The organism is Ruegeria sp. SCP11 (assembly GCF_040329455.1).
Taxonomy (GTDB): Bacteria; Pseudomonadota; Alphaproteobacteria; order Rhodobacterales; family Rhodobacteraceae; genus Ruegeria; species Ruegeria atlantica_E.
The window spans coordinates 105,479-131,216 of sequence record NZ_JBDZYG010000008.1 but is presented as its reverse complement, the minus strand read 5'-3'; the positions used below and the strand labels follow the sequence as shown (position 1 = coordinate 131,216).

Sequence of the window (25,738 nt, the reverse complement as noted above, 5' to 3'; positions counted from 1 at the left end):
ACGGATGTGAAAAGTATCGAGCGTCGACAATGAGGTCAAAGTGACCGATGCCGCGTTTCCTACGAATGTCGCTGATTTTGCGCAAAGCAGACTATGCAAAGTTTCCTAGACGGCCCGATGCTGCCGCTCACCAAGTTGTCGGAATACGTCGTTGAAATCGGGAGGGTCTGGCGGGTCTTTGAGCATAGCCGAACAGACCGGCTTTAGAACGCTGGGCGAACGGCGTTTGCCGCTCGCCCACCAATATCAGTCCTACGCTAAGCCCCGGCACCCCTAGCTATAGACCTCAGTTTCGGGGAACCAGTGAGCCCAGATCATCCAGAATACACCGTTGTGCAAAGGGATCTGCTCAAGCGTTCCCTCTGGTGTGTTTCCGCGCCGATCAATCTCCGAAACACTAACAACCTTGCCGTTCAGAGTTCGGTCAAACAACGCGACAATGTCGTGCTCCTGGTCGTGTACCAGCACCATAGGTTGGCCCGCGAACTCAAACTCATATACGGGGTTCTTCTCAACGAAACTCCTGGAAAAGGCTGCCTGTTCGTCGCCCAGTTTCAGACCCCACACCTGTTCCTTGTTGGGCAGGCGGGTATCCTTGAGATCCAGCGTCGGAAAGATCGCACCGTGATCCTCGCTGAACTGTTTCTCTATCGGGACTTGGAAAACGGCCGTCAGAAAGGCGTCCAGTGGTCGATTGAAATGGTAGGAGAATACCTCCGCGTCGGGATAGAGTTGCTTGAAGCTCCCCCATGTCATCATGTCGTTTGGGTAGGTCTTCAGCTGTTGGCCAGAAAATTGGGTCTCAGCCGTAATCTGCTGGATCAGCTCACCGGACTTCCGTTCAACCATAACCAGGTTGTTATGAACCTGTATCAAAACCCCGATATCGGTTTCTTCGCCCGTCCCGATGTCCTGGCCGATCACGACCGGCAAGTTGCTCAGCGCGCAGAAGGTCATGACAACTTTCTCGCCACCGAATTCGGCCCCGGCAATATGTGGAATCCACATATGGTCTTGTGGATAAGCACGGACCTCGTCGTTCAGATCGATTACGTAGACGATCTCGTCATCATCAAGACCTTCGTCAGCCTCGGCAACCGAAACGTAGTTTGCATCGTACTGATAGGTTGGGAACAACGCGACCAGCAAGAAATTCGCGGCAACGATGCAGACGAACACGCCGCCCGATGCCAGCACCATCCACCGGGTTCGAACGAAACCATGTCGATGGTTCATGACCCACATTGACCCAAGCAGGGCGAGGAGCACAGCAATCCCCAGCCATTTGTTGGCGTGGTATGCAAATATCCAAGCTTTGGGAAGGTTGAGGCTCTGCCCCGGCTCGGTCATCAGAACCGCAGAAAAGATGGCTAGTACTGCGGTAACCAGAGAAAGAATTAGAAAGCCGGTTTTGGTTTTCGACCAAGGCTGCTTTACGGCATCAGTTCGCATCGTGTCTCCTCCTATTAGTTACTGCCACCAGGGTCCCGAAAATGTGTTAATGCCTTTGCGCCGTCACTTGTGTTCAGGGTCGTAGGGAACGCCTTAAAAGTTCATGCACAACTGCGGATATCGACTTCCCGCTGGCGTCCGCCAGTTCGCGCAGGCGATGGTGTTCTGTCCTTGTGACGAAAGTCACGACACGGTGTGGCCGGACAGAATTTGGTGGGCCGGGCGGCCGGCCTAGGCGCTTTGACCGGGGTTTCGCGCTGCGTTCACTCACGAGCTTCTCCGTGCGTTTTCTTGCATTTGCCGGTAAATTGGCAGAAGCTTGTGTGTAACCGAAAGCCACATCCTCCAGACAAAGGACGGATTTTCCAAAGATGTGTGCAGGTATCGTCAGCTGTGATAATTTGCTTCCGCTTCGGAAGCATCCAATCGTGGCGACCGAGCGCGTGGACGAAGCCACAGAGTTTCTTTGCAAGGCCATTGTTCCGGTGCGTGTTACGCGCGTCTCCAAGCCGCAGAGCTTTCGCCTGGATATGAACGGACTTCGTCTCGGGCGGCTCTTCTTTGGCTACAACCGATTCAGCACTGATACCATCGTTGAGCCAGGGGCTATGGAGGGAAGGGTGGTCATTGGGTTGGGTGATGCAGGCAAACAACCCATTTGCGTAGAAGTCGACGATGAGCGCGTCCGGATGTCGAAGGAATTCGGCTTAGCGTTATCCACAGCCGATTATGTGCGCAATTGGCGCCCCTCTCGCGCCGGCACGTTTGCATTGAGCATGTCTGACTCCGTTCTCAGAGAGCGATTGCAGGAAGTTGCTGGGATCTCGCATCGGGGTCCATTTTCATTTGTACCCCGCATTGATTTGCGACAGGGCCCCGGAAAACTGCTTCGGAGCCTTTTCCAAACTCTTTTGGCCGATCTGGAGAATGAGGCACCAAGCTCGAACAATATACTACTACGCAATATGATTGAGGATGCGCTAATCAGCATCGTTCTCGGTCTGCCAGGAAACCATAGTGCCGGATTGCGGCACGCTCCGGTCGAGGACGTCGCGCCTTGGGCGGTCAGACGAGCCGAAGAGTATATGGTAGCACAGGTCGCGGACCCGGTGACCTTGTCTGATCTCGTCTCAGTCTGCGGCTGTAGCAGGAGCGCACTTTATCACGCTTTCAAGTCCAGTCGCGGCTACACACCGATGCAATTCTTGATGGCCCGACGGCTTGAGTTGGCGCACGAACGGTTGCGACAAGAGCCTTGTGCCACAGCTACCGAGATCGCACTCGCTTGTGGCTTCAGTAATCAGGGACGGTTTGCTAAAGCGTACCGCGAACAATTCGGCGAGCTGCCGTCGGAGACCCACGCCCGCAGCCATGGACCTCGGCGATCTGGACCGTGAGATGACGGCGACGACTCTAGGCATTGGTCTTCTCATTCTCTACTTCGGCTTCCTCAAAGTCGTCGCCAGTTGGGCGCATCGACATAGCTCGGGTTCGATTGAAGACTACTTTCTGGCGAGCCGAAGCCTCGGTGTATTAGTGCTCACCGGCACCCTCACCGCCACTATTGTTAACGGCTTAGCCGTGACTGGCACGCCGGCGCTCTTCTATCGCGGCGGTTTGCTCTATGGTCAGATGTTCGTGGTTGTAACTATTAGCTGCTTACTAATGTGGTGGCTCGGCCCGAAGATATGTCTCGACGGCCGGAAAAGTGGCAACATCACCCAGGCGGAGTACCTTGCCCAACATTACAATTCGAACCTTATCCATGCCTTATCTGCGGGGCTCGGGCTACTTGCGCTGCTGCCCTTTCTCGCCGTTCAGATCGCGGGGGTTGGCAAAGTTGTCGCGGTAGTGACAGGTGGCGAGATTTCTTTCCACGTGGGTGCCGGGCTATGCGTCTTATCGGTCGCCGCCTATGTTTTTTTCGGTGGAGTTAGGGCGGTGGTGATGACCGACCTCTTACAGGGTTTCATTGTGCTCGCCTTTCTCGTCGTCTCTGCATTTGCTTTCGTTTATTGGGCTGGCGGGTCCGCGGCCACCCTAGCGGAGATCAACCGGGTCATGCCGGAAAAGCTGACCTTCAACGAGACCAACACACCGGCCTTCTTAGACAATGTCCTCTCATGGAGCTTTGCGCTCTTTCTTCTACCTCATGTGTTTCAGCGTCTCTTCATGACCGAGACACCACAGCGGGTTCAGCGAACTGCCGTTCTCAGTCTCGCTCTGCTGCTGGTGGGCGTGGTGACGACTTTAGCTATGGCAATGGCAGCGACAGCCACGTTTTACGGTAATCTCCAGGATCCCGACCATTTGATCGCTGCTATGTATCAGCGCTACTGGCCACTGGGGGGGGTGTTTCTTGCTCTGGTGCTCTTCGCTTTGACCATGAGCACGATAGACAGCATGTTGTTGACTGCCAGTTCCATAGTCACCCGCGACTTCTGGTGTCTCCTCTTCGGGCAAGAGCTTTCAACGACTCGGGGGTTTGCACTGGCACGCTGGATGGCCTTGTTGTTGCTGGGGCTGGCGAGTATGATTGCTTTCACTGGCATTGGTCGCAGCGCGATAGTTCCCTGGTTTACCATCAGCGCAGCGGTGAGCACGCTGCTTCTATGGCCCTTAATCGGGGTGTTTTGGCAACGAGCAACGAGTCAAGGTGTAATTGCGGCAATGGTCCTCGGTTTTTTTGCAATTTGCACCCTGCGCTTCACAAATCTTGGGGCTGGTGTTCCTCTAGGTTTCGCGTCTGTCGGGTTCCTTGTAGGGGCTGCAAGCTTTTTTAGCGTCAGTCTGTTGACTGCTGGACACTCTACCAGAACTTATTGATCATTTTACTTTCGCGCCCGGTGCGCCGCGTGAAATAGAACCGTGGGTCCAACCGCCGCCGGTTGAGCATGTTTGAGCTACGGTTTATTCGAAGGTTCGTTTTTTGGTTGGCGGGCCAGCTGTTGCGACCCGCCATTCCTCAACAGTTGTTAGAACTTGCCGTTCCCATGCACCATTTCCGCCGGAGTGGGAGAAACGACATCCCAATGCTCGACGATCTTTCCGCCCTCGACGCGCCAAAGGTCGAAGAAAGCCCAAGGTTTTTCGCTGACTGTCGCATCTGAGGCGACAAAGACAAAGTTACCTTCGGCCACCACGATCTGTGGCTCAAATTTAGTTATGACGTTGCCTTGCTCAGCCCAGGCCTTGGTGCCCTCCATCAGACCATCAATTCCATCGGCAAGCATAGGGTTATGCTGCATATAGACCTCAGAATACTCGGGGGCTTTCTCTGGTGCGGCACCACCCAAGACGTCACGCACAAATCCAAGAACTAACGCCTTGTTCACTTCGGTTTTGTCGAGATCCGTGATTTCCGTCGCGCCATCTGTCATTCCCCGACCGGACACTGACGTTTCGGGAACGGGCTGTAAATTGTCCCAATGCTCGGCAACTTTGCCGTCCTCAACCCGGAATATGTCAAACGCGGCAAGGGTCGGTGCGCCAAAGGCGTCTGCGTTATCAAAAGTGCTGTGCAGCACCACCATATCACCTTCGGTGATGACCCTGTGGGTGGTTGCGGTCATTCCGGATTGCTCGACTATTGGAATCAAGCCAACCAAACCGTCAGCTCCGGTCGGGACCTGTGGGTTGTGTTGGATGTAATCCGGCGTAACGAGTTGCCGCGCAGCTTCTGGGTCGTGATCGGCGAAGGCGGCGGTAAAGAGTGCGATTACAAGTTCTTTAGGAGACATGGCATTATCCTTTGATTCGTATCCTCTCGATACGTGGTAGCAAAACCATACCACATTGCAATTACGTACTTTAAACTGACTTGGTATGCTCAACGCTACTGCCATATAGATCAGGGTGTTGTGCAAAAGCCGATGCATGGCTATGGTGCCACCGAGTTTCGAAACAATACCAGAGATTGATATGCTACCAATAGGTGTTGCTAACAAAGCAGAAGCCTCCAACTGCTCAATCCGCTCTGTGCTATCCAATGTGACCGGCAAATGGCGGATGATCATTATCCTCGCGTTGGAGGATGAGCCAAAACGCTTTGGCGACCTGAAGCGCTGCATCGGGGACGTCACGCAAAGTGTGCTGACCGAGAATCTGCGTGGATTGCAGCGGGACGGTTACCTGACCCGCTCCGTTGATCCTGGTCCACCGGTGGCCGTGTCCTACGAATTGACCCCATTGGGTCGAAGCTTACTCGAAATGCTGAAGCCACTTGTCTTCTGGTCGCATGAACAGATGGATGAAGTGAGACAATTTCGTATGAAGTTCGACCGTGAGCAAGCGAGCTAACCCAAACGCAGATTTGAGAGCGAGAGCCTGCAAAGGCGGCTGCATCATTGCGCATCTCTGAAACTGCAAAGTCTATTTTTGAATGTCCGGTTCGGGCTGAGACCGGTCATCAGCAACCATTGAGCCTACGGCAACTTTGTCCGCTTATCGGCCGCCCGACACCGGACTTTAAACGTCCGGAATGTGCGGTTTGCGACCTGCTGCAAGAGCGAAAGTCTAAAGTGTGATCAACGGCAGCTCGGGGCTCTTTCGACCCGTTAATGCGCACCGCCGAGAACGGCGGATGCGAGCCCCATTTTACTGGACGCTGCGCCTCCTACGAATGCCCGCAAAGCAGTACATAGCGGACGATTTAGAATGTCACACGTACACGGATTCCCGCGGTCAGAACATCATCGAAAGCGGTGGTGGCGGCGGGATCTTTGACCCACTGGATCGATGGAGTGATCACAAAGTTCTGGACCAGAGTGAACCGGTAGAAGGCCTCGGTGGTGATTTGATTGCGCAATGCTGGATTAGACGGGTCGCCCCAGCTGACACCCAATCCGATGACGTCGCTGGCGACCCGATGCTCTGTGTCAATGGCGATGCCGAGCCCAGCGGTCACGTCTGTCTTCATCAGCGACGCATTGCCGTCCGAGTGACCGGCTATGAAGAACGGGAACCACTTGTCGTGATAAAGCCTGCTGGCCAGGAATGTGACTCCCTTTCCAGCGGGAACCCCCTTGGCCGCCAACGCGTCCTGGTGCCAGAATTGCAAGCGAACCACATCCCAGCGACGCCTGTCCGGCGTGGTCGGCCAGTACCGAAATTCAATCGATTGATAGAACTCTTTTTCACCTATCGTGTCGAAGGGATTTCCGGCTGTTGTTGCGTTTGCGTCATGTATGCCGGCCACCACGCCAAAGTGAGGTGTAAACTCGTAAGCCACACCGCCGCCAATTCCTCGACCAGGAGATGGCTTGGTCAAACTGCTTTGCAAGGCAAGATTCTGGAAGCCGCGCAAGCTGGAGGACAAAGCATGGCCATTGTACCAGGACAAGGCGCTGATCTTGCCAATTACGAACCGAAGGCGCCCCTCTGCCAAAGCCTGACGCCAGGCAAGTTCCGTGAAAGCAAAGCCGAAATCACTGAAACCGCCGGAAGGTGCGATACCACCGTATTGAGACGCTAGGCTCGTCGGCGGAATCGTCGTGCCGAGTGTAGTGCGTTCTTCTAAACGAAATGTCAGCTTGCCAACGTTTTTGGTGCCGCGCCCCACCAACGTCCAAGCCCCCTGGAGTTGCAACCGGGCGGCAGCGGCCTTGTCTTCGCCCAGCGTCCTGTTCACCTCCTGACGCAGAGATTGATAGCTGAACCCAAGCTCCAACCCGTATTTGTTATTGATCCGCTTCTTCCAATCGAACCAAGGCGCAAAGAACTTCTGGAGTCGTGGAAAGGTGAAAAGGCCATCGACCCGGTGGTTGTCTATCCAGAGATCCTCAGTAACGCTGTCACCTGTTTCAAGGCTCGCCGGTTCACCATATCCGGACAGCGTCTGGCTCTGGTCTGTCGAACTGGATTGAGCGCTCGCGCAAAAACTGGCCAGAAAAAACAGAACTGCCCCGCTGGCTACCGGGCGAACCACTGGCGAAACGCATCTAAGTGCTTCCAGTGTCATTCGGCCTCAGTTCCCGTGAGTGTGTAGTACTGGTGCATGTCGTCGCCAACCATTTGAACGGGCGTATCGGTACTTCCTTCGATAGTCAGATCTTCGGCAGGCGTGCTCACCTTAAAACTCCAGCCCTCGGCGGGCTTTAGTTGCTCCGCAAGGTTGGCAGGGTCACCGTCTTTCACCTCTGCGCCATATGCGTTCAGAATGTATGTATTGCCTTCGGAATCGACCAGTTCATAGACCGGGCTACCGGCCTTAAAGACCATCGTTTGCAGCTTTGCCGCTGTGTAGGGTTTGTAGGGATCGGCCCCCTGGCCGGAACCCACCGCTGACAGCGGCAGTGTCGCCGCATAGCGCGCGTCTATTCCGCTAAAGTTTTTTGTGTCTCCCAAGCCAACCGTCTGGTCATCCATTGCCCAGAAATGAGGCCCGTTGAGCTGGGCTTTACTAGCACCGTGCGCCTCTGCCAGTTCTTCGACATCTATCGCTTTCCAAATCTCCTCTGGGCAACCGGCCGAGGCGCTGGTGTTGTAGATATCAACCCGGTCGTCAAATATCAGAAGAAACTCACAATAGCGCATGCCCCGAATTTCATTGAGCTCGATTGGTTCCAGTTTTTCTTCCGCAGCTGCAAGTCCAACTGAAAATGATGCAAATGCGACCCCATAAATCGCTTGGTTCGCAGTTCGAAAAAACAGCCTGCCATATGTGTTGAGGTTACTCATTTTTGACCTCCCATTTTGAACGTTCGGATGAGCGAAAAAGGATCCGAACTGTTAACGAAGATAACCCCCTCTAATCTCATGATTCCAAGCAGTTTTACCGTCATAGTTCTCATAATTTCTGGGCGCCTCGAAAACTTAGCGGAGCCAACCCAACCAGTCGCTTCCCTCCGACGCAGACACCCTGATCCCCTTTCACAAAAGGTTCGACGAGGCGGTCAAGTTACATGATTTGGCGTCATTGGGTCACTGTTCCGAAGCGCGTATAATACTGGTGAAAGTCGTCGCCGACCATCTGCACGGGCACATCGGTACTGCCTTCGATGGTCAGGTCCTCGGTAGGCGTACTCACCTTAAAACTCCAACCCTCCGCCGGGGATAGTTGCTGAGACAGGTTCGCTGGATCACCGTCCTTCACCTCTGCACCATAAGCATTCAAAGCATAAGTGTTGCCGTCTGGATCAACCAGTTCATAGACCGGGTTGCCGGCCTTGAATATCATTGTTTGTTGTTTTGCTGCCGTATAGGGTTTGTAGGGATCGGACCCTGTGCCGACCCCGATTGCCGAGAGAGGCAAGCTCGCCGCATATCGCGCTTCGATACCTGCAAATGTCTTTGTTTCGCCCATACCAAGCGTCTGTTCATCCATTGCCCAGAAATGCGGTCCGTTAAGCTGGGCTTTGTTGACACCGTGCGCTTCGGCCAGTTTTGCGACATCTATCGCCTTCCAAAGATCCTCCGGGCAACCGGCAGAGTCGCTGGTGTTATAAACGTCAATTCGGTCGTCATATATCAGAAGAAATTCACAATAGCGCATGCCGCGAATGTCACTGAGATCCACAGGTTCCACTTTCTCTTCCGCAGCTGCGAGCCCGACCGAAATTGAGGCAAAGGCGATCCCGATGATCGTTCTGATTGCAAGCTTAGGACGTGGATCAAACGCTATAAAGTAGGCCATTTTTCCCTCCCATATTTAAAAATCAAATTTCGCAGTAAGGATTTATCAGGGAAATGATAGCCTAATGCTTTGATTTCTCCTAATTAACATCCCAATGCGCTTAGTTGTCTTCAGACGCTTCGGATCTGGCGGCGACGCCAGCCCAGCCTGCCACGCCCGGCCCTCTGCGACCGACGCCGACACCATGATAGCCCCTCCCGACACCTCCGCCGGGTCCGATTGTGTCAATGAAGAGTGCTGCCGGTCCACTGCTATCAGGCAACTTGCCATCGATTACGGCGTAGCGATAGATCAGGTCCGAGCCATCGACGACCGGTTCGAACAACTCCAAAACCACAAGCGAATTCTCGTCCTGTCCGGCCTCAAACACCGACAATGCTGCATTGGGAGGCGTCTCGGTGAAGTTACCGTCGACTTCAGTCCACGCTTCCAGATACTTGTCCATCGAAATGTGCCCGGCCTTTCGGTATGGGCGATCAGAAAAATAGACAGTCTGCGGGTCAATATTGACCAATCTGAGGGTCTTATTGGCCTCGTCGACTTCGATATCGGAAGCAGTCTGGACAAACAAAAGCTGAATGCTTTCTTCCTCAGCAGCTGCGGGCGCAAAATCCACCAGAACTACCGTCGCAACAAGCGCAAAAAGACGAACAAAAAAACGTTTCATTCGCAGTCCCTCCGTTTGAAACTCAATGCTCACGCGTGGGATTTAATCGAGAAACCGGTTCAATCTGCCGATTTCTTCTAATCCCGATGATCGCACAGAATCGATGCCGTTCAACTACTTAATTTCGATATTAACGTCTCCTCCGGTACAAACTTACCATTTCGCGCCATGACATGATTTTGGTTTGAGATTGCTTTGCGCTACTCTCGAAGCGTCGCGTTTGGAGATCTTCCGTGCCCAGAATAATTCCAACAATCAGAGCGGCTGCTGCTGCGCCGATTTTTCAATGGCTGTCTCAAAACGAGTTTTCTTTTGATCAATTCGGAGACCCCGGAGCGTATTCATTCCTGATTTCGGATGATCCTTTACAGGCAGTTCCACTGCACAGCCTTGCGAGTTTCTTGCGTGAGTTATGCCAACTCAAAGGGCCCGATTTACCAACGCGGATCATACAGGAAACCGGAGATGTGTCCCTGGCAATGATGGCCCCAGTCGCTTTTTCGGCAAGCTCACCGGGTGAAGCCATCAATATCGTCGGCAAGGCGCTGCCATATTTCTCGTCTCACGAACACCTGATGCTTGAGCGGAAAAAGTCTTACGGGGTAATTCGCCAGTTCTGGGGCGCAACTTTCGACGCTGAGACCCTGCACTATCTCCACCAGTTTACCGCAGCATTGCTTGAGCTATTTTTCATTAGGTATTCAACGGCAGATACCAGTATTCGCGAAATAGAAATTACCCCACATCCATCGAAAGGTTTGGAAATTCTCAAAGACCGTTTTCGAAGCCTTCTTCGCGAAGGTCAAAACGTTTTGACCCTGCGAGTTGCCAACGAAGCCCTGGACGCTCCAATCAGGACACGGGATGGAGCGGTTCAATCCCCACCTCCAATGCCTGAACTCGATTCATTGCGGGGCTCTGGTGGTTTGAACGGATCCGTCCAAGTCGTATTGCGGGCAATGCTTGAGACAGGAAGACCAACGTTACCTAAAATTGCTCAGGTCATGGGGCTCAGCCCCAGAACCTTCCAGCGCCTGCTCCAACAGGAAGGTACAAGTTTTTCCACCATTCTTACCGAGGTCAGGCGCGAGGCGGCGGCGGAATGGTTTGAACTGGACGAGGGAACACTCAGGGATTTGGCTATGTCTTTGGGATATTCTCACCAGTCGGCTCTCACGCGGGCTATTCGAAGGTGGGAGGGAGCACCTCCGAGAGAGTTGGTCAAAGGTAAACGATGAGTAGAGCCGATTGCATGTAGTGCGGCAGTTGCGGCTTATGGGCACGCACAACATTTCACACGCGCATTCCGGAAATATACGGGTCTGACGCCAAGCCAATATTGGCGAGGATCTTCGACGGAGGGCTCCCGGTGTTCGAATTGATTTTATTTACCAAGCAACTCCGTCTGGATTCCTTGACGAATGAGCAATGGTAGTCTTGCGACATTACGAGGAAAAGCAGTTGCTCATTGAAGCGATTTAAAATGCAACTTCGTGATTATTGCTTGATTGCCAATGCTCTGAAGGTTTGGCTTTGCGTGCTCTTTGATTGTGGTGGACGATGGAATGTGCAGTTAGCTGTCATTGGAGCACGTGCAGCGAAAGCTCGCTTTGTCCGCATGGCTGCCGTTCGTCAGATCGGATCGAATGACCGCTCCGAGCCCAAAGCAGTCGTATACCAGACCATGAAAACCCAGTGCTATTGGAAAACTATTACATACCCGGCGGCCCCGAATGACAGATCGGTGCCTTCGTCGCTGACTCAACAACCATCGCTACCACGAGAGCCTCGGGAATCTGACACCAGCGGACGTCTATCATGGCCGCGGTGCGAAAATCCTGAAGATGAGAGAGGAGATCAAGACGCAGACAATCCGATAACGGTGGTGGCAGCGCCAAGCCGCTGCCGCCTAAACTTCAACAGAAACCGAACCAGAGCCTCCGTTACGATACAGCCTGTGTTCTCCAAAAAACTCTGACGACGGGCAAAAGGTTTATTGACACAGCCTAAATGCGTGTTGCACATTTAGACTATGAAGTCTGGTCATCTCATAAAAATCACATCAAGTGCGCTTGGTATCGATCAAGCGACGGTTAACTTTGTTGCAAGGAAGCTCCGTGAAGCAGGCTTTCTGACGACAGGAGCTCGTGGCGTGAACGCACCGGATATGACAACGCGTGATGCGGCGAGGCTTACGCTTGCTCTAATGACAGGCGCCCCACCAAACCTAATAGTCGATACTTTTAAGATTTACCGTCAATTCCGGAATGACGAATTCGAACAGATCGAAACTGCAAGTGTAGTTCGGCGTCTCGATTTCAAGCAAGAAAACACCGCTGAAGACTTCCTTGTTTACCTATTTGATTTCGTGTCGTCGCATCGGGTCAATGTGGATTCAGACATATCAATATTTAACTTAGAATATAGCGTCCACGAAAGACCAGCTTATGTGATTTTCAAAAACGCCGGATTAGAATTATTTTTCACACCGGCTCATCTTCCCGAAATGAAAAAAAACGAACTCGAAGGAAACCCAACCTCGTGGTCTCAGTTAGGGCTTTCAAGATTATTTGAAGAGGAAGGCATGCACGTCAAGCGCCAGATTTCGTTTGGTGAGATAGAGGCTATTGCATCAGAGTTTGGCACTGAATGATGCGACAAGTAGTCGAAGAAAACCAACCGGCCAAAATAGCGTCAATTGATCCTCGGGGTAAATTGACCCCGAACGGACCTCTTGGTCAACGCTATGGAACAACGAGCGTCTTGGGAGGCCCTAGCAGTGGCTAACGCTAGTCTCACTATCAACGTTAATGAGAAACGCATGCTGAAACAGTCTGAGGCGGCGGTTTATACTGGACTGCCTCCAAAGCTCTTCAAAACAACGTGCCCCGTCCAACCAATTGAAATGCGCCCCGGCACAGTCCTTTGGGACAAGCGCGATCTGGACAATTGGATTGATGCAATGAAGGAAGGGGCCGAGATGGCAACGCAGGACGTCATTCTTGGCAAGTTGTAATGACACGTGTCAGGGTTAGAGGTTTCAAGATATTCGATGATCGGCACGGGAAACCGCGCTGCTATCATCGCGCCACGGGTCACAAGATCGATCTGGAAAAGACTCCATTAGGATCGGCTGAGTTTTTTGCGGAATGCGCCCGCATTGCTGCCATTGCCGAGGCGAGGAAGGCGCAAGCACCTAAGCCGGGAACCCTTGGCGGGCTGGTCAATGCCTATTTCCAGACTGAACACTATGGCAATCTATCGGACGCCACCAAGCGTGACTATCGCAAGTGCGCTGACTTCCTGTACCCGATCCGGGACACGCCTGTTTCCGCTATCACGACGCCCCTCGTTTCGGGCATCCATGACAAGGCGGCGGACAAGATTGGCTGGCGGCGAGCAAACATGGTCCGCACCTTCCTGAGTCAAGTTTTTCGCTACGCCATTCCGCGCGGTCTGATCGACCGGGATTATGCGGCAGGTGTCATTCCCAAACCGCGCCCGAAAAATCGGCCCTACGCCAACCGACCTTGGACGGTGGAGGAACGCGCAGTTGTGCTGGATCGAGCCGCCCCGCACGTTCGAGTGGCGGTGGCGCTGATTATGAATACCGGCCTTGATCCGTCCGATGCGCTCAAGCTGACCCGTCGCCAGATCGACGGCGATACGATCTGGGGCGTCAGGGGCAAGACGGGCCAAGAAGTTGCCGTTCCTATCGGTCCGACGTTGCAAGCGGCTCTGGATGCCGCGCCCAAGCACGACGCCGTGACCATCCTTGCCTCATCAAACAGAAAGCCTTGGACCTACAACGGCTTTTCGACGGTCTGGCACCGCTTCAAGAAAAAGCTGGAAGCTGAGGGCGTTGTGCAACCCGGCCTGACACTCAAGGGGCTGCGGCATACCGTGGCCACGACACTGCGCGAGGCAGGGCTTGAGGAACGCCAGATTGCGGACCTGCTGGGGCAAAAGACCCCATCTATGGCCCGTCACTATTCCCGGTCCGCCAACCTCGCGGACCGCAACCGGATCACGATGGAAGCTCTAGAAAAGGAGAACGAACGCAGATCGAGAGTTGTCAAACCCTTCAAGAAAACTGTCAAACCATGAAAGGCTCAAAAATGAATATTGAAAAAAATCAAGTGTTTGAATGGTGCCCGGGGGCGGAATCGAACCACCGACACGAGGATTTTCAATCCACTGCTCTACCCCTGAGCTACCCGGGCATGGGAACGATGTTTATCGTTGGGTGGACGCCTTCTATGACTTGCTGCAGGCAGTGTCCAGAGGCTTTTTGACATTTTTTCAATGTGGGCGCGATTGACTGATTTCGCCCTCAGCTACTTCTGTATCCAAGTCCTCTTCTCGCTGCGATGGGACTGCGTAAGATCCATTCAGCCATTTGGCCAGATCAATGTCAGCACAGCGTTTTGAGCAGAAGGGGCGGAACTTTGTCACCGTGTTTTCGCCACAGATCGGACAGCTCATTTCAACACCTCTTCCAAGGGAATACGGCTGCGTTTGCGCTGCAACTCGTAGTGACCAAGAGGTGTCCAGCCGGCCAGAGTGGTCTCGATGCCATCGGCCTTGAACGCGGCGCGCAAGGCCGACTCAAATCCGCGGCGGTCTTTCTTGGGCATGGGGGCCAGATCAAGGGTGATCTGCCCGCCAAGACCGCGGACACGCAGAGCACGGGCCAGCGCCTTGGCACAGGCGAAGTTTGCTTTGGTTCCCGCAGCCAACGACGTATCGGACCCAGTGTTTACGTCCACGGCGACCAGTGCGCGCGTGGGCTGGATAAAAAGATGCCCGCCACCCGGCAGGGGCTCGGTAATTCCGCGCGCCACGTCCAGCGCATCGAGCACACCTTGGGTCTCAAATCCTCCGTCCTGCGTCACAACCTCGGCCGGGTCGGTCCAGTCGCGCCAGGCCAGAACATGGGGGCCGTCACCCTCCAGCAGAAGCTCTGGTTCGGTTCCTGAATCGTTCAGGACCTGATCGGCATGGGCCAGCATGGAACTGATATCTTCGGCGATTTCGCCCGCGTCCTCACCCAGACAGCAGGAGCGCAGGATCAAGCCATAGTCGCTGCCGTCCATACACTCATGTGCAATTTCCAGCAGGCGGTCGCGTTCGTCTTCGTCACGGATACTACGCGAGATATTCAAGCCCGGCGCGTCGGGCGTCACGATGGCGTAGCGGCTTTTGAACAGGACGCGATCCGTTACCGGCAGCGCTTTGCCCGGCTCAGCGTAACCCGTCACCTGTACCAGTATCAGGGTTCCGGGCGCCAAACCTTTGACCTGGCGCAGAAATGCCGGGCCGTCAGGTGTCGTCAAGAACATCCCGCCCTGCCCTTTGACCGGGCGATCGGCCCGGGCACGATAAATCGTGCCCGGTGCGGGCGCGCCCGATGCAATCAGGAAATCGTCCAGTTTACCGTCCACCATCAAGGCAGCGGCTTCGAAGTTATCGATATGGTCCAGAACGATAGTGCGACCCTTCATGATGCCTCACGATATAAGGGATAACCGATGCCCTGCAAAAGAGCGGCGGTTTCAGACAGGGGCAAGCCCACAATGCCGGTAAACGAGCCCGATATCCACGGAATGAAGGCCCCAGCCGGGCCTTGAATAGCATAGGCGCCAGCTTTGCCCTGCCAGTCTCCGGTCGCCAGATAAGCGTTGATCTCTGCGTCTGACAGACGCTTGACCCTGACCTGAGAAACCACGTCGCGTTGCAGCACCCGATCCCCACGCCGCACAGCAACCGAGGTGATCACGCGGTGCCGCCGACCAGACAGCGCATGCAGAAATTCCGCCGCCTGCCCAGCATTTACAGGTTTTCCCAGAATGCGACGACCCAACGCGACAGTGGTGTCCGCACATAGGGTAATATCGTCGCTATCCGTTTGAACGGCCTGCACTTTTGCCCGCGTGATGCGGCTGCAATAGGGCACGGGCAACTCGCCCTTCAAGGGCGTTTCGTCAATGTCGGGGGCGCGGATTGCATCGGGCTGCACGCCAAGCTGAGCCAGCAGGTCCAGCCGCCTTGGGCTGCCCGATCCTAAGATAAACGCCATTGCGGCAGGCGTTACTTGAAGCGGTAGTTGATCCGACCTTTGGTCAGATCATAGGGGGTCATCTCGACCTGAACCTTGTCGCCGGCCAGAACGCGGATGCGGTTCTTACGCATCTTGCCTGCCGTATGTGCGATGATCTCATGGCCGTTTTCCAGCTCGACCCGAAACGTCGCATTAGGCAGGAGTTCCTTCACGACACCGGGAAATTCGAGCGTATCTTCCTTGGCCATGTTGTCTCCATCATTACGTTGCACCCGCAGAATCTACGGGGATGTGCGCTTAAATGAGCCCATTTTGGGCTTATTTCAAGGCCAGAATCACCTAAAGGGGAGATATTGTGACTGAATTGACTCGAGAGGATTGCTCCTCCCAATGGGTTCGGTTCAGCACGTGACCGTCGGCGCGGACCTCTGCAATGGTCGAAAGGTCGATATCCGCATATGTCCATCCAGGCTGATTCAGCGTGCCCTCAGACAGCACTCCGGTCGGGGGAAAACCCTTGTCGGGCGGGCCAAAAATGCCGCCGGTGCCAGTGTTCATGTCCACCGCCTCGGACCAGTCATTGTTCCCGACCAGAGACGCCATAACCGTAACACATTGGTTTTCTAAGGCGCGCGACATCGCCCCGATACGAACACGCCAGTAACCCGCCAGCGCCTCAGTGCAAGACGGGACGAGGATCAGATCAGCATCCTGTAGGGCGCGACCCAGCAGGGGAAACTCGCTGTCATAGCAGATGAGCACGCCGATCTTGCCCAGCGCAGTATCAAAGAGTTTCAGAGGGCCGCCAGGCGCGATGTCCCAGTCTTCGCGTTCGAACCGTGTCATGATCTGCTTGTCCTGATGGTCCTTTTGACCATCGGGCGAATAGAACGCAGCGCGGTTCACCGGGCGCCCTGGTCCGTCCACTACTGGGGCCGATGCACCCAGAATATATGCATTATATGCCTGTGCGAGGCGCTGATGCAGAGCCTGCGCCACCTCCATCCGATCCGACACCGCCCGGATCGAACGCTCCAAGTCGCCCGCCACTTCCGCTCCGTCCAGCGTCGACAACTCCATCGCGCCGTATTCTGGGAAGACCAGCAACTCCGCCCCCTGCCCGGTGGCTTCAGACACCCAGCGATCCAGCTTGTCCTCGTACTGCGTCCAGCTATCAAGCCAGTCGAGATCATACGCAGCGGTTGCGATTTTCATTTCTGGGTTCCTCGAAATCGGGTTGACGAAACACTAGAAGAGGGCACCACACAGAGTACAGACCATTTGTTCCTGTATGAGGGAAGGTCCGCTTTGAGCCCCATACCTACGTTAGCACGAGAGTTGAGAAACCGTCATTGATGGCCGAAATTCTGTGATGGTGTATCGCGCCAATTGTTTCGCGTGGAACGGGTCAGCGGCCAAAATTTGTTCGAGAACTTCGCGAGTTTTGGCTGTGGCGATGATCACACCACCGGTGCGAGGCACCTTTGGGCCAGATGCAATGAAGTGACCAGAAGCATAATTTTCTTCGAGAAATTCTACATGAGCGTCAAGCTCAGGTTCAATTTCTTCAAATGTCGCGATGTAGTGAAGGTCAACAACGAATAGGTTTTGCTCGGAAGGTATCAAGGTAATCTTATCCACTCAGATATCTTTGCGTATTCAGGATGTTGATCAATCGCACCTCGAACAGTGAATGGCAACTAACGTCAGCAAAGCAGGTGTTCACAAATCCCTGATCCAAAACTGCAACGGCTTCAGTGTCTCACCTTCTTCGCCAATATCCTTCCACGAAAACTGCGCCACCGCACCGGGCAGCGGCTCAAATCCCCGCGCGCGCCAGAAGGCATCCAGTGGCCGGTAGCTGTCGGGACGCATCGGGTGATCTGCGGGGCGCTGCACACTGCAGAACGCACATTTGCTGAAACCCAGTGCACGGGCATGTCCCTCGCGCAGGTCGAAGAACTTATGGCCGACGCCCTGCCCCCGATAGCCCGACAGCAGTACGGATTCAGCGCAGTAGAAGATTTCGGACAGGCCCAGCCCGGTGCCCTCGAACGCTGAGGCGAAATCGTCGGCGTGGTCGGTCAGAGGTGCGCCGGTCGATGCGCCGACCAGACGATCACCGTCGTAGGCGCCGACGACGATGGCCTTGTCGCTGTCGCGATAGGATTGCAGATACTTGCGTTCATAATCCAGATCACCGTCATACAGGTACGGCCACGCGCGAAACACCTCGATCCGCAGGCGGGCGACATCGTCCAGAGCAGCCTCTAGCGCCGCTCCGGTCAGGGGGCGGACGGCGGTGACCTCAGCCATTCGAAACCTGTTTGGTCCAGTCGGCGAGGTTGTAGAAGGTGGTAACGCGGGTGATCTTACCGTCCTTCAGGTCAAAGAACGACCCGGCAGGTAGGCGATAGGTCTGGCCGTGCGCTTCTGGCAGGCCCTCATCCGTTTCCAGATAAGTGCCGTTCACGATGAACTCAGCCGCTGCGCGGGTGCCGCCTTCGGCTTCGAACACCACGATATCGGTCAGGTTCTCTTTGTAGCAGCGATTCATGTGATCACAGAACGCGGAGAATTTTTCCTTGCCGACACGAATCTGGCCCTCGTTCACGTGGTGGGCCACGTCTTCGGACAAGCAGGCAAGCATGGCCTCGACATCTCCCGCGTTGAACGCATCGAAATAGGTTTTGACGGTCTGGTTCATGGTCACTCCCTTGGTTCGCCCCAGCGATCTATCAGATGCTTGATGATCTGATCGCGGGTTTGTCGGTAGTGATGTAGCTTTTGTTCACGGCTCTCACCTAGTCCAGTAGGGTCCATTATTGGCCAATAATCGACATCCAGATGAAAAACCCGCGTCAGTTCCAGCGCGCGGCGCTGGCTGGCGGGCGATAGGGCAATGACCAAGTCAAAGGAACTGAGGTCATCACCCCACTCCTCCATCTCATCAAACGAGCGCGCCCGGTGACGCGATAGTTCCACACCGATCTCTTGGCAGACAGAGATACAAAACCCGTCAATTTCTAGGTCGTTATGCACACCGGCGGATTGCACATACGTTCCGGTGCCATAGAATTTCTTCATAATGCCTTCGGCCATCGGCGACCGAACCGAGTTGTGGTCGCAACAAAACAGGACCGACTGCGGCAGAGGCGTCACCCGTCACCCCCCGAAGTGCAGCACGCAGATCAGCGTGAACAGGCGACGGGAGGTATCGGTATCAATGTTCGCCTTTCCCTCCAGGCGCTCCTGCAACACGCGGCTACCTTCGTTGTGGATACCACGCCGGGCCATGTCGATCGTTTCGATCTGGCTGGGTGGCAGGGTCTTTACTGCATTGAAATAGCTTTCGCAGATCTGGAAATAGTCTTTGACCACTTGCTTGAACGGGCCAAGCGACAAATGGAACTCGGCGGCCTTTTCTTCCGCCTCGGTGGCGATGTCAAAGACCAGGCGTTTGTCGCGGATCGATAGTTGAACATGATACGGCCCATCCGGCACAACGCGGTCTTCCCGCTGCGGCAAGGTAAAGCTGTTGTCTTCCAGCAGATCATAGATGGCAACTTTGCGCTCCTGCTCGATCTCAGGGGTCGGCGGAGGCAGGTTTCGGTCATCCAGTTCGATATGCGAAATACGGGTCATAAGTTTCAGGTCCGTTCAGGTCACGACAGACTTATAGCAACTGAAAAAATTGGACAACGCGGGAAAGTGCTAAATCGGATGCCCATTCGGGTCGATCTGGCGCTTTCGCAACAAATGCCCGCAAGCGCCCTATTCGCGCTCCAATTTAAACTCCCTCACGGTTGCCGGTGCGGCGGCGCCTCAGGTCTGCCCTCAAGTTCGCCCCTGTTCAGTCAGACAGTTTTAAGTTCGGTTGATGGCGTGACCGGCAGGGCATGGAAAGTTCAATCGTTCAGACGTTTGAGGCGCGCCGTGACAGACAAGCCATGCGCCTCCAGACTTTCGGACCGCGCGAGTTGCTCGGCTGCGGGACCGATCGCGCGCAGCGCTTCGGGCGTCATCTGACTCAATGTGGTGCGCTTGAGAAAGTCCATGACACTGAGACCGGACGAGAACCGGGCTGAACGTGCGGTGGGCAACACGTGATTTGGGCCACCTACATAATCTCCGATGGCTTCCGGAGTGTACTGACCGAGGAAAATCGCACCTGCGTGGACGGTTTTCTCGCTGAGCGTGACCGGGTCGGCGACGCACAACTCCAGATGTTCAGGCGCAATCCGGTTCGACAGGACGGCAGCCTCATTCAGATCACGCACGGTGATGACAGCGCCAAAATCGCGCCAGCTGGCCCCAGCAATGACACGGCGCTGCAAGGTTTCCAAACGCACCTCTACCGCCTGCGCCACGGCCTGCCCAAAATCGGCGTCGTCGGTGATCAGAATCGACTGTGCGCTTTCATCATGCTCGGCCTGGCTAAGCAGGTCCAACGCGATCCAGTTGGGATCGTTATCCTTGTCGGCGATCACCAGAATCTCGGACGGGCCGGCAATCATGTCGATGCCGACCTTGCCGAACACGCGGCGTTTAGCGGCAGCGACAAAGGCGTTGCCCGGGCCGGTGATCTTGTCGACCGGCGCGATACTGTCGGTGCCATAGGCCAACGCCGCAATCGCCTGCGCGCCGCCAATGCGATAGATCGTATCCACGCCCGACAGCTGCGCCGCCAGCAGAACCAGCGGGTTCACCTGCCCGTCTGGAGTGGGGACCACGATGGACAGCCGCTCAACCCCGGCCACCTTTGCCGGAATTGCGTTCATCAGAACCGAGGACGGATACGAGGCCAGCCCCCCCGGCACATACAGCCCTGCCGCCGAGACTGCCGTCCAGCGCCAGCCTAGGGTCGCCCCCGCTTGATCGGTCCACTGCAGGTCCTCTGGCATCTGTTTTTCGTGGTAGGCCCGGATACGCTCAGCCGCCAGTTCCAGCGCTGCACGGTCAGCTTCCGAGACCTTCGCAACCGCCGCCTCGATTTCCTCAGCGGAAAAGGCCAGTGTTTCGGGCGTCAGATCGAGCCTATCGAATTTGGCGGTCAATTCGATAACGGCGGTATCGCCCCGGCTGCGAACATCGTCGATGATCTGTGCCACTGTGGCATCCACATCCGGGCTGTCTTCGCGCTTAGCCGACAACAGCGCCTGAAAGGCGGACTCGAAATCGGGCGATGTGGTATCAAGAAAAACAGGCATGATCTGGCACTCCGGGGCGTTTAACCGGGACATATCGCCGGTGCAGGCTGGCCTCAACCCTTAGACCCGCGGGTGCAACGATTTGCGCATAGCAAAACACGTGACATCGCCGCGCGCACCGCACTGGCCTGTAGCTTGCCAGCCATGCCGCCGGTAAAATTCCTGCGCCGTTCGAGTGGCCTCAAGCCGAGCTTCCGCATGTCCGGCCGAGACTAGTTCCTGCTCCAGCCGGTACAACATGGCCGCTCCGATGCCATGACCGGTATGGTCAGGATCAAGGTAAAGCAACGTGATTTCGGCATCACGCAAGCCACCCACGGCCGCAACTTGGCCCGCATGTTCAGCAAGCCAAATCTGAGCCCCGCCAGCGATCCAGCCTCGGATCGTTGCCGGGTCCTTGTTCGCGGTCCATTGTGCAATTGCTTCCGGATCGTTCTGATGATCCGCCTGGCAGAGTTGAGTGATCGACCGGACCAGAACCTTGCTCAGGTCGAACACGTCAAAAACGGTTGCGCGGCGCAGGTAAATCCCCTCTATCGCCTGCGGAAATGCCTGAGAAATACCGCGCTTGTTTTGCATCTATTCAGGGTGATGCGGGGCCTGACCCGATGTGGCCTGATAAGGTCGCGTGACATCTTTGAGCGTTGCGTCCAGCGCCTCGACCTTCAGCCGGATGGCCCCGTCCCCCGCCAACGTGAGCAGAATCTGCCCTGCACCATCCTCACCGGCCTCGAAATCAACAGACAGAAGCGACATCACCATGTCCTTATCGCTGCGGTCGATGCCTTGGCTGGCCACGGACAGAACGGAATCGAAAACCAGCACGGATTGAACGCGTTCAAATGGCCGGTCGCGACGGGTGGCCGCGTCCTTATCTTCCCAACGAAAACGATTCAGCAGTAGCCCGAACCGCCGTTGAGACGGCTGCCATGTCATCTCGGTGATTGGAAACACGGCGTCCTGCGTCAGGGTCGAGATAACCTGCAAGTCATCTGTGTCCTCGGCACCGAGATTCAGCGGGGCCTCACGCCCGTCGTGGAAACTTGCGTCTGTCATTGGCCCTTGATCCGTTCGATTTTAGCACCCACGCCTTCCAGCTTGCGCACCACATGTTCATAGCCGCGGTCCAGATGATAGACCCGGCTGACTGTCGTTTCACCCTCGGCCGCCATACCTGCCAGAATCAGCGAGACCGACGCCCGCAGATCCGTCGCCATCACCGGCGCGCCCTTCAGGCTCTCGACCCCAGTCACGGTGGCCGTACCGCCGTGCACCTCAATATTCGCGCCCATGCGAACCAGTTCGGGGGCGTGCATGAAACGATTCTCGAAGATTCGCTCTTCCAGAACCGAGGTGCCCTCGGCGGTGCACATCAGCGCCATCATCTGCGCCTGTAGGTCGGTCGGGAAACCGGGGAAGGGTTCGGTTACCACATCTACGGACCGAACGCGGCCGTTTTTACGCGCCACCTTCAGACCGTCTTTCGTTTGCACCACATCCACGCCCGCAGCGTCCAGTTTCTCAGCGAAGGACTCGACCAGAGACATTCGGCCGCCCAGCAGCTCCACTTCGCCGCCGCAAATCGCCGGGGCCAGCATATAGGTGCCCAACTCAATCCGGTCGGTCACGACCTGATGCGTCGCACCATGCAGGCGGTCAACGCCCTGAATTTCTATGGTCGAGGTCCCCTCGCCCGAGATTTGCGCACCCATCTTGCGCAGGCATTCAACCAGGTCGACGATCTCTGGCTCTCGCGCGGCGTTTTTCAGCACCGTGGTCCCCTTGGCCAGCGTGGCCGCCATAACGATGTTCTCGGTCGCGCCGACGGAGGCAAAGCGCATCTCATGCACCGCGCCTTTCAGCCCGCCCGGCGCCTTGGCGTGCAGATAGCCGTCCTCCAACTCAATCTCAGCGCCCAGCGCTTCAAGCCCCTCAACATGCAGGTCCATCGGTCGCGCGCCAATTGCGCAGCCGCCGGGTAGCGAGACGACCGCCTCTCCAAACCGGGCCAGCAACGGACCCAGCACCAGATTCGAGGCGCGCATCTTGCGAACGATCTCATAATCCGCCGTCTGACTTGTCAGGTCATGACTGGACATCGCGATAACCTGCCCATCCTGCAGCGAGGACACCTCGGCCCCCAACGATTGAAGCAAGGCTGTCATAGTCTTGATGTCGCTGAGCCGCGGCGCGTTGGTCAGCGTCAGCGGTTCTTCGCTCAACAAGGTCGCGGGCATCAGCGTCAAACACGCGTTCTTGGCTCCCGCAATCGGTATCTGACCGTTCAGCGGGCCATTACCCGTCACCAGAATCGAATCCATCTGCTCTTATCCCTCATCCTTATCGGCTTTATCCTCAGATGCCGCCCGCGCCTTAGCCTGCGCTTTGCGCCGTGCCATATTTGCTTTCAACGCTGCCTTCAGCCGCTCTTCGCGTGCATCTCCGGATTTGCTATGTTTTTTGGGTGTATTTCTGTCTGCCATGATCTTTCTCTACAGGAGGCGAAAAAAACCGTCCAGACACCCTTGCGCCGCGTTTCGTTTGAGTCTAATCACCCGCCCACAGCGCTGCTGTAGCTCAGAGGTAGAGCACTCCCTTGGTAAGGGAGAGGTCGAGAGTTCAATTCTCTCCAGCAGCACCATTTAATCCCAGAAAATCGATGTAAGATCAATTTGTCAGGAAATGCCTGTCTTTCTGCGTCCCGTTTTCCCTATGCACTGATGTTGCTGACCGAAATTCTGCCACGAACGGCACATTGCAGGTGTAAGGTGCCGCAAACAAAAGAAACAGACAAAGCGCCTTCTGATTGCGCGCCCTCTATTCGGTTATCCATGTCGTCACAGACTCAACGATTCTGGTGAGGCAGTAGTGTTACAAGGCAAGTTTTGAATATCCCTGTGAATGCTTAACGCATCATCGAAACTCTATATTTGGGCAATTTTGCGCCGCTCTCTCAGCAAGTTTCCGCAGCGTAAACTTTAACCCCCTTTGCGACCCATAATAATTGCCGTAAGCCCTGCGGACGTTTTAATGGGGGTTAAAATGAAGCTTAGCGTGCTTGAAGTTTTTTGTATTCTACTGGCGAGCGCAGTGGCGGTGGCGGGGTTTGTTGGAGCGGCAAACGCACTGATATCCGCTGTTTGAGGGTTTGGAAAAACTTGCTCCGAAGCGCTTTTAGCTTTGTCAGCTTCCAATCTCGGGATGACCTATCGCGCCAGCAAACATGACGTTATTGGTAGCAAATCGTTTCGCCCGAACCTTCTTGGAGAGGTGCAAACTCCGCAACGCTTGTCCGACCGTCGGACAGGATACCCGTTGCTTTTATTGGATGCAGATGTGCGCCTTTTTCTATTCGTTCTGTCCGATACGACCCGGTCGCCATGTCTGAGCATTCGAACTGGCCGGCAATGACTCGCGATGCTCTAGCAGAGAATTTTCCAGAACATACGGCTTCAGCGGTTTGCAGGCAAAACTTGCCTTTGTAAGCGCCGGAAACCCACCAAGCGACACCCTCAAACTCGCTTCCGTCGGAAAGCTTGCCACTTATCGTGTTGAAGTTGCCCGAGTATTTTACTTTCGTGACTGATTTCGCTTCGCTTGCGCCATCATCACAGGCCGCGACAAATGAAAGAGCCATGAATATACAAATTGAGGTAACTAAACGACTTTTTAACATTGATAATCCGATTCTAGTTATAGACTAGTTGATGCAGTTTTTTGCTACCTGTGTTTGTATTTCTGCGCAATGACTCGGACGTTGCGGCATACAGAAAGTAAGAATCGTACTCCCTGACTTTTTCTGAGCAGTAAAAACCGTATGTTCCAGACTACGGTTGATGCGTTGGTGCGCGCCGCCATCAAGCGGCAACGCTCACGCAAGTCTACGGAAGTTCAATCTGGCCATTGCTATGCAATACCGCGCTTTCGAATTACGGCGGCGGGTCAGTGGTGATCACTTCTCTGACGGATCACTTTCGGCATAGTCCCGCAGACGCTCTATATCGGCAATCACTGCGTGGTTGCGATTGATCTTCACGCCAACCGTCTTGAGACGCGAAAATGCCCGGCTCAGGCTTTCCGGCTTCATTCCCAGGCGGCCTGCGATCAGCATCTTGTCATAAGGCAGCTCCACGTCGCACCCATCGATTTCCGCATCACAAAGACCCAGCAGAAACTCGGCTACCCGCTGCGCCCCGGTCTGGGCCTTGAGTTGCTCCAACTGTGCGACCAGAGAATGAAGATGGGTAAAGGTCGCCGCCAATATCGACACGCCAATCTCAGGGTCTTCCTTCATTAGCGACAGCAGGACCGGACTGGGAATGTGCATCACCTCGCAAGCCGAGACCGCCTCAGCCGAAACAGGATATGGCACGTTCCGCAACGCGACCGCCTCACCAAAGCTTTCGCCACGTGTAAAGACACTCACCACCGCTTCGGCTCCGGTGGGTGACATGCGGAACAGTTTGACCCAACCCGCCAGCACCACGTGCACAGCCTTGGCCTCTTCTTCCTGCAGGAAAATCGTCTCGCCCCGGTCATAGCTGCGCCATATTGCGTGGCTTAGCAACGTGTCGATATGCTGGTCCGGCAAGCTCTTGAGTAAGAGCGACTGCCGCGCGATGGCTTTTTGTGCTTCGTGCGCCAAGAAGGTTCCCCTTTTTCCCTGGTCGATAGTCTGACCGGTACATCCTTCGTGTTCAGGCTATGCCAAAGCT

The 25,738-nt window shown here is 55.2% G+C and carries 31 protein-coding genes, 2 tRNA genes and 1 pseudogene; 10 read left to right on the top strand and 24 right to left on the bottom strand.

What is annotated here, in order from left to right; translation table 11 throughout:
• Nucleotides 1-273: 273 nt before the first annotated feature.
• Nucleotides 274-1,452: a DUF3179 domain-containing (seleno)protein gene (locus tag ABLN94_RS14095; protein ID WP_352993297.1), complete on the bottom strand. Its 1,179-nt coding sequence runs from the start codon at nucleotides 1,450-1,452 to the stop codon at nucleotides 274-276.
• 428 nt (nucleotides 1,453-1,880) lie between these two features.
• Between ABLN94_RS14095 and ABLN94_RS14090 the strand changes: the two genes are divergently transcribed.
• Together ABLN94_RS14090 and ABLN94_RS14085 are read left to right on the top strand one after the other, a co-directional pair.
• Nucleotides 1,881-2,849 carry an AraC family transcriptional regulator gene (locus ABLN94_RS14090; RefSeq protein WP_352993295.1) on the top strand — a complete coding sequence of 323 codons (969 nt, stop codon included), beginning with the start codon at nucleotides 1,881-1,883 and terminating at the stop codon, nucleotides 2,847-2,849.
• Complete coding sequence (locus tag ABLN94_RS14085) at nucleotides 2,824-4,278, top strand: sodium:solute symporter family protein (RefSeq protein ID WP_352993294.1); 1,455 nt, start codon at nucleotides 2,824-2,826, stop codon at nucleotides 4,276-4,278. Before ABLN94_RS14090 ends, ABLN94_RS14085 begins: the two co-directional genes overlap by 26 nt.
• 149 nt (nucleotides 4,279-4,427) lie before the next feature.
• On the opposite strand, the gene ABLN94_RS14080 is transcribed toward ABLN94_RS14085, so the two are convergent.
• On the bottom strand, nucleotides 4,428-5,468 hold the full coding sequence (locus tag ABLN94_RS14080) for a nuclear transport factor 2 family protein (RefSeq protein WP_352993292.1): 1,041 nt from the start codon (nucleotides 5,466-5,468) through the stop codon (nucleotides 4,428-4,430).
• Here ABLN94_RS14080 and ABLN94_RS14075 point away from each other — a divergent pair.
• Nucleotides 5,461-5,751 carry a winged helix-turn-helix transcriptional regulator gene (locus ABLN94_RS14075; protein ID WP_352993290.1) on the top strand — a complete coding sequence of 97 codons (291 nt, stop codon included), beginning with the start codon at nucleotides 5,461-5,463 and terminating at the stop codon, nucleotides 5,749-5,751. The two genes, ABLN94_RS14080 and ABLN94_RS14075, sit on opposite strands and share 8 nt — an antisense overlap.
• A gap of 352 nt (nucleotides 5,752-6,103) precedes the next feature.
• Here the strand turns inward: ABLN94_RS14075 and ABLN94_RS14070 are convergent, their stop codons facing one another.
• The 4 genes from ABLN94_RS14070 to ABLN94_RS14055 all read right to left on the bottom strand — a co-directional run bounded on the left by ABLN94_RS14070 (nucleotide 6,104) and on the right by ABLN94_RS14055 (nucleotide 9,752).
• Nucleotides 6,104-7,411: a carbohydrate porin gene (locus ABLN94_RS14070; RefSeq protein WP_352993288.1), complete on the bottom strand. Its 1,308-nt coding sequence runs from the start codon at nucleotides 7,409-7,411 to the stop codon at nucleotides 6,104-6,106.
• Nucleotides 7,408-8,130, bottom strand: a complete 723-nt coding sequence (locus ABLN94_RS14065) for a hypothetical protein (protein WP_352993286.1) — start codon at nucleotides 8,128-8,130, stop codon at nucleotides 7,408-7,410. Before ABLN94_RS14065 ends, ABLN94_RS14070 begins: the two co-directional genes overlap by 4 nt.
• 235 nt (nucleotides 8,131-8,365) lie before the next feature.
• Nucleotides 8,366-9,085, bottom strand: coding sequence for a hypothetical protein (locus tag ABLN94_RS14060; protein WP_352993284.1), 720 nt, complete (start codon nucleotides 9,083-9,085; stop codon nucleotides 8,366-8,368).
• Nucleotides 9,086-9,185: 100 nt separating this feature from the next.
• Nucleotides 9,186-9,752, bottom strand: coding sequence for a hypothetical protein (locus ABLN94_RS14055; RefSeq protein ID WP_352993283.1), 567 nt, complete (start codon nucleotides 9,750-9,752; stop codon nucleotides 9,186-9,188).
• Between the two features lie 233 nt (nucleotides 9,753-9,985).
• On the opposite strand from ABLN94_RS14055, the gene ABLN94_RS14050 reads away from it, so the two are divergent.
• The 6 genes and pseudogenes from ABLN94_RS14050 to ABLN94_RS14025 all read left to right on the top strand — a co-directional run bounded on the left by ABLN94_RS14050 (nucleotide 9,986) and on the right by ABLN94_RS14025 (nucleotide 13,859).
• On the top strand, nucleotides 9,986-10,990 hold the full coding sequence (locus ABLN94_RS14050) for a helix-turn-helix transcriptional regulator (RefSeq protein ID WP_352993281.1): 1,005 nt from the start codon (nucleotides 9,986-9,988) through the stop codon (nucleotides 10,988-10,990).
• Between the two features lie 9 nt (nucleotides 10,991-10,999).
• Nucleotides 11,000-11,134 (top strand): AraC family transcriptional regulator, encoded by a 135-nt coding sequence (locus tag ABLN94_RS14045; RefSeq protein ID WP_352993491.1) that lies wholly within the window; start codon nucleotides 11,000-11,002, stop codon nucleotides 11,132-11,134.
• Between the two features lie 304 nt (nucleotides 11,135-11,438).
• Nucleotides 11,439-11,632 (top strand): annotated as a pseudogene (locus ABLN94_RS14040) (IS3 family transposase); the annotation flags it as partial.
• 152 nt (nucleotides 11,633-11,784) lie between these two features.
• The gene (locus ABLN94_RS14035) at nucleotides 11,785-12,405 is read left to right on the top strand and encodes a hypothetical protein (RefSeq protein WP_352993279.1); all 621 of its coding nucleotides are present in this window, start codon (nucleotides 11,785-11,787) and stop codon (nucleotides 12,403-12,405) included.
• A gap of 168 nt (nucleotides 12,406-12,573) precedes the next feature.
• Nucleotides 12,574-12,768, top strand: coding sequence for a hypothetical protein (locus tag ABLN94_RS14030; RefSeq protein WP_237216012.1), 195 nt, complete (start codon nucleotides 12,574-12,576; stop codon nucleotides 12,766-12,768).
• On the top strand, nucleotides 12,768-13,859 hold the full coding sequence (locus tag ABLN94_RS14025) for a tyrosine-type recombinase/integrase (RefSeq protein ID WP_352993277.1): 1,092 nt from the start codon (nucleotides 12,768-12,770) through the stop codon (nucleotides 13,857-13,859). The genes ABLN94_RS14030 and ABLN94_RS14025 overlap by 1 nt, the downstream gene beginning before the upstream one ends.
• Before the next feature lie 41 nt (nucleotides 13,860-13,900).
• Here ABLN94_RS14025 and ABLN94_RS14020 read toward each other — a convergent pair.
• From ABLN94_RS14020 to ABLN94_RS13945, 16 genes are all read right to left on the bottom strand, one after another.
• Nucleotides 13,901-13,975, bottom strand: a tRNA-Phe gene (locus ABLN94_RS14020).
• A 79-nt stretch (nucleotides 13,976-14,054) separates the two neighbouring features.
• Nucleotides 14,055-14,237 (bottom strand): DNA gyrase inhibitor YacG, encoded by a 183-nt coding sequence (locus ABLN94_RS14015; RefSeq protein ID WP_352993275.1) that lies wholly within the window; start codon nucleotides 14,235-14,237, stop codon nucleotides 14,055-14,057.
• Nucleotides 14,234-15,256: a ribonuclease E/G gene (locus ABLN94_RS14010; RefSeq protein ID WP_352993273.1), complete on the bottom strand. Its 1,023-nt coding sequence runs from the start codon at nucleotides 15,254-15,256 to the stop codon at nucleotides 14,234-14,236. Before ABLN94_RS14010 ends, ABLN94_RS14015 begins: the two co-directional genes overlap by 4 nt.
• Nucleotides 15,253-15,831 (bottom strand): Maf family protein, encoded by a 579-nt coding sequence (locus ABLN94_RS14005; protein ID WP_352993271.1) that lies wholly within the window; start codon nucleotides 15,829-15,831, stop codon nucleotides 15,253-15,255. Before ABLN94_RS14005 ends, ABLN94_RS14010 begins: the two co-directional genes overlap by 4 nt.
• Before the next feature lie 11 nt (nucleotides 15,832-15,842).
• Entirely contained in the window at nucleotides 15,843-16,061 is a 219-nt protein-coding gene (infA, locus tag ABLN94_RS14000; RefSeq protein ID WP_005978431.1) for a translation initiation factor IF-1, read from the bottom strand.
• A 91-nt stretch (nucleotides 16,062-16,152) separates the two neighbouring features.
• Nucleotides 16,153-17,028 carry a carbon-nitrogen hydrolase family protein gene (locus tag ABLN94_RS13995; protein ID WP_352993263.1) on the bottom strand — a complete coding sequence of 292 codons (876 nt, stop codon included), beginning with the start codon at nucleotides 17,026-17,028 and terminating at the stop codon, nucleotides 16,153-16,155.
• 111 nt (nucleotides 17,029-17,139) lie between these two features.
• Complete coding sequence (locus ABLN94_RS13990) at nucleotides 17,140-17,454, bottom strand: YciI family protein (protein ID WP_352993262.1); 315 nt, start codon at nucleotides 17,452-17,454, stop codon at nucleotides 17,140-17,142.
• Nucleotides 17,455-17,535: 81 nt separating this feature from the next.
• A complete protein-coding gene (locus ABLN94_RS13985) occupies nucleotides 17,536-18,129 on the bottom strand; it encodes a GNAT family N-acetyltransferase (protein WP_352993260.1) in 594 nt (197 codons plus the stop codon).
• Complete coding sequence (locus ABLN94_RS13980) at nucleotides 18,122-18,520, bottom strand: ketosteroid isomerase-related protein (RefSeq protein ID WP_352993258.1); 399 nt, start codon at nucleotides 18,518-18,520, stop codon at nucleotides 18,122-18,124. The genes ABLN94_RS13985 and ABLN94_RS13980 overlap by 8 nt, the downstream gene beginning before the upstream one ends.
• A gap of 2 nt (nucleotides 18,521-18,522) precedes the next feature.
• Nucleotides 18,523-18,975: a low molecular weight phosphatase family protein gene (locus ABLN94_RS13975; RefSeq protein WP_170495288.1), complete on the bottom strand. Its 453-nt coding sequence runs from the start codon at nucleotides 18,973-18,975 to the stop codon at nucleotides 18,523-18,525.
• Nucleotides 18,976-18,978: 3 nt separating this feature from the next.
• Nucleotides 18,979-19,458: a UPF0262 family protein gene (locus ABLN94_RS13970; protein ID WP_352993255.1), complete on the bottom strand. Its 480-nt coding sequence runs from the start codon at nucleotides 19,456-19,458 to the stop codon at nucleotides 18,979-18,981.
• 263 nt (nucleotides 19,459-19,721) lie between these two features.
• Nucleotides 19,722-21,023 (bottom strand): histidinol dehydrogenase, encoded by a 1,302-nt coding sequence (gene hisD / locus ABLN94_RS13965; protein ID WP_352993253.1) that lies wholly within the window; start codon nucleotides 21,021-21,023, stop codon nucleotides 19,722-19,724.
• Between the two features lie 60 nt (nucleotides 21,024-21,083).
• Nucleotides 21,084-21,602 (bottom strand): GNAT family N-acetyltransferase, encoded by a 519-nt coding sequence (locus ABLN94_RS13960; protein ID WP_352993252.1) that lies wholly within the window; start codon nucleotides 21,600-21,602, stop codon nucleotides 21,084-21,086.
• A complete protein-coding gene (locus tag ABLN94_RS13955; RefSeq protein ID WP_352993250.1) occupies nucleotides 21,603-22,079 on the bottom strand; it encodes a DUF2948 family protein in 477 nt (158 codons plus the stop codon).
• The gene (gene murA, locus ABLN94_RS13950) at nucleotides 22,076-23,344 is read right to left on the bottom strand and encodes a UDP-N-acetylglucosamine 1-carboxyvinyltransferase (protein ID WP_352993248.1); all 1,269 of its coding nucleotides are present in this window, start codon (nucleotides 23,342-23,344) and stop codon (nucleotides 22,076-22,078) included. Before murA ends, ABLN94_RS13955 begins: the two co-directional genes overlap by 4 nt.
• Before the next feature lie 6 nt (nucleotides 23,345-23,350).
• Nucleotides 23,351-23,506, bottom strand: a complete 156-nt coding sequence (locus ABLN94_RS13945) for a hypothetical protein (RefSeq protein ID WP_170495299.1) — start codon at nucleotides 23,504-23,506, stop codon at nucleotides 23,351-23,353.
• Nucleotides 23,507-23,589: 83 nt separating this feature from the next.
• Between ABLN94_RS13945 and ABLN94_RS13940 the strand changes: the two genes are divergently transcribed.
• Nucleotides 23,590-23,664 (top strand) — tRNA-Thr (locus tag ABLN94_RS13940).
• 588 nt (nucleotides 23,665-24,252) lie between these two features.
• Here ABLN94_RS13940 and ABLN94_RS13935 read toward each other — a convergent pair.
• Both ABLN94_RS13935 and ABLN94_RS13930 read right to left on the bottom strand, forming a co-directional pair.
• Nucleotides 24,253-24,699 (bottom strand): hypothetical protein, encoded by a 447-nt coding sequence (locus ABLN94_RS13935; protein ID WP_352993246.1) that lies wholly within the window; start codon nucleotides 24,697-24,699, stop codon nucleotides 24,253-24,255.
• A 276-nt stretch (nucleotides 24,700-24,975) separates the two neighbouring features.
• A complete protein-coding gene (locus ABLN94_RS13930; RefSeq protein WP_170495303.1) occupies nucleotides 24,976-25,668 on the bottom strand; it encodes a Crp/Fnr family transcriptional regulator in 693 nt (230 codons plus the stop codon).
• Nucleotides 25,669-25,738 lie beyond the last annotated feature (70 nt).

Excerpts from the sequence above, each read along its gene's own strand:
- ABLN94_RS14095 (WP_352993297.1), bottom strand. The coding sequence starts at position 1,452 with ATGCGAACTGATGCCGTAAAGCAGCCTTGGTCGAAAACCAAAACCGGC.
- ABLN94_RS14085 (WP_352993294.1), top strand. The coding sequence starts at position 2,824 with ATGGACCTCGGCGATCTGGACCGTGAGATGACGGCGACGACTCTAGGC.
- ABLN94_RS14075 (WP_352993290.1), top strand. The coding sequence starts at position 5,461 with ATGATCATTATCCTCGCGTTGGAGGATGAGCCAAAACGCTTTGGCGAC.
- ABLN94_RS14080 (WP_352993292.1), bottom strand. The coding sequence starts at position 5,468 with ATGATCATCCGCCATTTGCCGGTCACATTGGATAGCACAGAGCGGATT.
- ABLN94_RS14070 (WP_352993288.1), bottom strand. The coding sequence starts at position 7,411 with ATGACACTGGAAGCACTTAGATGCGTTTCGCCAGTGGTTCGCCCGGTA.
- ABLN94_RS14065 (WP_352993286.1), bottom strand. The coding sequence starts at position 8,130 with ATGAGTAACCTCAACACATATGGCAGGCTGTTTTTTCGAACTGCGAAC.
- ABLN94_RS14060 (WP_352993284.1), bottom strand. The coding sequence starts at position 9,085 with ATGGCCTACTTTATAGCGTTTGATCCACGTCCTAAGCTTGCAATCAGA.
- ABLN94_RS14055 (WP_352993283.1), bottom strand. The coding sequence starts at position 9,752 with ATGAAACGTTTTTTTGTTCGTCTTTTTGCGCTTGTTGCGACGGTAGTT.
- ABLN94_RS14035 (WP_352993279.1), top strand. The coding sequence starts at position 11,785 with ATGAAGTCTGGTCATCTCATAAAAATCACATCAAGTGCGCTTGGTATC.
- ABLN94_RS14030 (WP_237216012.1), top strand. The coding sequence starts at position 12,574 with ATGCTGAAACAGTCTGAGGCGGCGGTTTATACTGGACTGCCTCCAAAG.
- ABLN94_RS14025 (WP_352993277.1), top strand. The coding sequence starts at position 12,768 with ATGACACGTGTCAGGGTTAGAGGTTTCAAGATATTCGATGATCGGCAC.
- ABLN94_RS14015 (WP_352993275.1), bottom strand. The coding sequence starts at position 14,237 with ATGAGCTGTCCGATCTGTGGCGAAAACACGGTGACAAAGTTCCGCCCC.
- ABLN94_RS14010 (WP_352993273.1), bottom strand. The coding sequence starts at position 15,256 with ATGAAGGGTCGCACTATCGTTCTGGACCATATCGATAACTTCGAAGCC.
- ABLN94_RS14005 (WP_352993271.1), bottom strand. The coding sequence starts at position 15,831 with ATGGCGTTTATCTTAGGATCGGGCAGCCCAAGGCGGCTGGACCTGCTG.
- infA (WP_005978431.1), bottom strand. The coding sequence starts at position 16,061 with ATGGCCAAGGAAGATACGCTCGAATTTCCCGGTGTCGTGAAGGAACTC.
- ABLN94_RS13995 (WP_352993263.1), bottom strand. The coding sequence starts at position 17,028 with ATGAAAATCGCAACCGCTGCGTATGATCTCGACTGGCTTGATAGCTGG.
- ABLN94_RS13985 (WP_352993260.1), bottom strand. The coding sequence starts at position 18,129 with ATGGCTGAGGTCACCGCCGTCCGCCCCCTGACCGGAGCGGCGCTAGAG.
- ABLN94_RS13980 (WP_352993258.1), bottom strand. The coding sequence starts at position 18,520 with ATGAACCAGACCGTCAAAACCTATTTCGATGCGTTCAACGCGGGAGAT.
- ABLN94_RS13970 (WP_352993255.1), bottom strand. The coding sequence starts at position 19,458 with ATGACCCGTATTTCGCATATCGAACTGGATGACCGAAACCTGCCTCCG.
- hisD (WP_352993253.1), bottom strand. The coding sequence starts at position 21,023 with ATGCCTGTTTTTCTTGATACCACATCGCCCGATTTCGAGTCCGCCTTT.
- ABLN94_RS13960 (WP_352993252.1), bottom strand. The coding sequence starts at position 21,602 with ATGCAAAACAAGCGCGGTATTTCTCAGGCATTTCCGCAGGCGATAGAG.
- ABLN94_RS13955 (WP_352993250.1), bottom strand. The coding sequence starts at position 22,079 with ATGACAGACGCAAGTTTCCACGACGGGCGTGAGGCCCCGCTGAATCTC.
- murA (WP_352993248.1), bottom strand. The coding sequence starts at position 23,344 with ATGGATTCGATTCTGGTGACGGGTAATGGCCCGCTGAACGGTCAGATA.
- ABLN94_RS13945 (WP_170495299.1), bottom strand. The coding sequence starts at position 23,506 with ATGGCAGACAGAAATACACCCAAAAAACATAGCAAATCCGGAGATGCA.
- ABLN94_RS13935 (WP_352993246.1), bottom strand. The coding sequence starts at position 24,699 with ATGTTAAAAAGTCGTTTAGTTACCTCAATTTGTATATTCATGGCTCTT.